Annotated in this window: 2 protein-coding genes; both read right to left on the bottom strand. The window is 62.0% G+C overall.

All coding sequences use genetic code 11. The features are described from left to right. A partial coding sequence (locus JNL55_RS00295) for a TonB-dependent receptor (protein ID WP_293848114.1) occupies nucleotides 1-2,586 on the bottom strand: 2,586 nt, incomplete at its 3' end. A 31-nt stretch (nucleotides 2,587-2,617) separates the two neighbouring features. After that, a partial coding sequence (locus JNL55_RS00300) for a FecR family protein (RefSeq protein ID WP_293848116.1) occupies nucleotides 2,618-3,595 on the bottom strand: 978 nt, incomplete at its 5' end.

Raw genomic sequence — 3,595 nt, forward strand, 5'->3', positions numbered from 1 at the left:
TCCGGACGTGGGATCGCGATGGACCAGGTTGCAATACACCGGATTGCCGGTAGCAACGCACTGGCTGAGCGACAACGCACCGGGCACGGAACTCACATAGCCGTCCACTTGGATGTCGAAATAGTCGAGGCTGACGTTGAGTCCGTCCAACAGGCCGTCCGGTGTGAACACCAGACCGACCGTGGTGGTGTCTGCAATCTCAGGCCGCAGATTCGAGTTGCCGCCGGAGATGAAGCTGTACTGGCCGCTGGGATTCGGGGCGATGGTGCCGTACTGCCCGGCGGTGACTCCCGAGTAGGCGCAGTTCGCCAGTGATGCGGTCGGTGTGGCGCCGGCGCAAGGATCCTGTGTCGGCGTCAATGTGCGCGTCTGAGCGGAGAACAGCTCGACCAGCGTTGGTGCTCTCACAGCTCGGTTGTAGCCGCCGCGAAAACGCAGAGCGCGCACCGGCGCCCACTCGCCGGCGAACTTATAAGCCTCAGCCTCGCCAGCCGTGCTGTAGTCCGATTTGCGGTAGCCGGTTTCCAGCACCACCGAATGCATCAGGAAACGATCGGACACCACCGGAATGCGCAGTTCGCCGAAGTATTCCTTGATGTCGATGGATCCCGAGGTGCCGCGAACTACAGTGCCTTCGATTTCGCCGCGACGAAACGCGTCGTCTGGACTATGCACCAACGATTCGCGTCGATACTCCGGGCCGAATGCGATGGACACGCCTTGATCGGCCCACGGCAGTTGCACTCCATATTCGCCGAGGTTGCCCGAGATCGACGCGGCAACGATGCGCTCGGTGGTGGAGCCGGTCTGATACGCGGTCAGCGACATGTACTCCAGTGCTGCGTCGGTCACGCCGCCGATGGCGAATGGGTTATAGACGACGCAAGCGGGGTCGGCGCCGCTCAATGCCGAGGCGCAGACAGGCTGGCCAGTGAGCGGGTCAGCGACGCTGTCCATGGCGCGAGCGATGCGGGACTGAGCCAGCATGTTGCCGAGGGCCAAGTCGTACTTGGTGCGGCCGTACTGCGCGTACACGTCGTAGTTCCAGGCCGAAGCGAATTCGCCACGCGCACCGATGACGGTTCGGAACGATTCGTGCTGAATGTCGAAGGGGCGCAGGCCGCCTTCGACGTTGCGACGATAGACCGTCACCGGCGCGGCGTCGGTTGCGCTGTAGCCTTGCTGAGTACACAGCACGCTGACTTGATCGGCACTCAACAGCGGGCTGTCGCAATTAATGTTGTAAGTGCCGTAGACGCCGTCGGGCGCTTGTTGGCGCAACGATTCGTTGCGCATGTAGGTGATGTCGGAGTACAGCTCCACTGACGGGTGCAGCTCGTAGCGCATGAGCGCACCGGCGACGTAGCGTGAGTCTTCTCGCTGCAGAACGTTGGAGTCGGCGAAGTTGTACGAGTCGCCATTGGTGTACGGCCGGAGCAGGCCACTGGCGGAGTCGATGGTCAGAAAGCGGCCGTCGCGCGGGATCAACAGTGCGGGCGTCGTGCCGGCCGAGCCGCCGCAGAAATGACCGTCGGCGTTGGACTGTACGACGCAAGAACTGAAGTCGCGCTTGTCCCAACTGACGGCGTCGATGTTTCGATAGCCGAGATACGCCGTCACATTGCCACGGCCGTCGGCAGTGTTGGCGCCGAAGGTGATGTTGAAATCTTTGGTCCAACCGTCGAAGACGTTGCCGGTGGCGGGAGTGTCGCCGCGAGCGCGCACCAGATTCTGGATGGAGCTGTCGTTGTCGTGGTTGTACACGCCGATGGACGAATCGAAGGCGACACCTTCGAAGTCGCGCTTCAGGATGAAGTTGACCACGCCTGCCACGGCGTCGGAGCCGTACACAGCGGATGCGCCGCCGGTCAGCACATCGATACGCTCCACCAACGAGGTGGGCACGTTGTTCAAGTCGGGCGCGGGCGTCACCGGATCGCCTGGTAACAGACGCTTGCCGTCGATCAGCACCAAGGTGCGAGACGGGCCGAGCTGACGCAGATCGACGGTGGCCGTGCCGTTGCCCAGGCCGTTCACGTGGCCGTTCTGGCTCGGGCTGATGGCGGGCAGCGAGTTCAGCACATCTTCGATGCGAGTGGCGCCTTGCAGGCGAATCTCATCGGCCGAGATGCCGACGACGGGGCTCAGCGCCGTGCTGGCGACACTGCGAATGCGTGAGCCGGTGACCACGATTTCCGCAACTTCGCCATCGCTTGCTTGCAACGAGTCGCGACTTTGCAGCGTCGTCGGCATGGTGGTCGCGTTGGAGACGGGTTTGACTGCGATGGTCTTCGCGTCGATTTTCTCGTAGGTGAGGCCAGTGTCGCGCAGTAGCTGCGACAGTGCTTCATCCGCAGTGAGTGAACCGTGCACCGCTGGCGCTTGTTTGTTCTGCGCGTCTTGAGAGAAAACCAGAATTTGCAGATTGGTTTGCGCGGCCAGCTGCTGAAGGGCAGCGCCGACCGGTTGCGATTCGATGTCGATGGCGTGGCGTGCTGCTTCTTCAGCGTGCGCGCATTGCGCGATGACTATTGCGATGGCGGCGCGTGCCGAGAGCGCAGCGAAATTCGAAGCCCGAGTCTTCATCCCGTCTCCCCATTCATGAGTTGTCCGGGCATCAAAGACAGGATGAGCCTCCGTTTTGGTCCCCGAGTCGTGGAGCAGCTTGCGTAGCTGCGCCCTCGGGCAACTTGATGAGCAGCGAACCGTCGGGCTGCCGGATCGTTTGCAAATCGCCGGCCGCGGATAGCGAATCGGTAAAGGTCCGAACGCTGTCGGAGTCGAACGTCGCGGTGATACACACATGCGCGAGTTGCGGATCGGCGATCAACAACGGTTGCGGGCTATAGCGGTTGAACTCAGCGACCACTTCGGTGAGCGGGGTGTCTTGAAACACCAGTCGGCGTTTAGTCCACGCAGTGACCGTGTCGAGATTGGCGACGCGCGGTGTAGCTTGCTGGGTCGAGGCTGGGGACAGCGTCAGCGCTTGACCGGGAGTCAATCTCACGACTGGCGCGTTGGTTGTCCCGTGCACGGCGACGCTGCCTTCGAGCAGCGCGACCGTGGTTTCGCCATTCTTGACGCGAACGTTGAACTGCGTGCCTAGTGCTTCGATGACAGCTTGAGGGGTACGCACTCGGAAGGTGCGCGACGCATCCTTCGCGACTTCGAACAGTGCTTCGCCGTCATCCAGACGAATCTCACGCAGCTTCTCGTCGATGTGAGTCGACAACTCCGAGCGCACGTTGAGTTGTACATGGGAGCCGTCTTTGAGCACCAACGAGCGCTGCTCGCCGGTTTCGGTTCGGTAGCGTTGCGTGCCGGAGAGCTTGGCCAACAGCGGATAGGCGACGATGGCCAATGCCGTCGACGCGGCTGCGGCTGTAATCCAGCGAGCGCGATGTCGAGGTCGTGTGCGCGTGACGTTAGCGACTTCGGTGTCGGGCTCCAGCATCGACGTCCCATGCAACGGCACCACGTTCTGCGACTGTGACGCGGCTTCCTTGAGCAGAGCGTTCACATCCAGCGCGTTGAACTCCGGCGACTGTTTCAAATCGCCATACAGCCCGGTGAGTTGCAGGAACTCTTCGACGTG

It is taken from the genome of Steroidobacter sp., assembly GCF_016790065.1.
In the GTDB taxonomy this organism is placed as follows: domain Bacteria; phylum Pseudomonadota; class Gammaproteobacteria; order Steroidobacterales; family Steroidobacteraceae; genus Steroidobacter.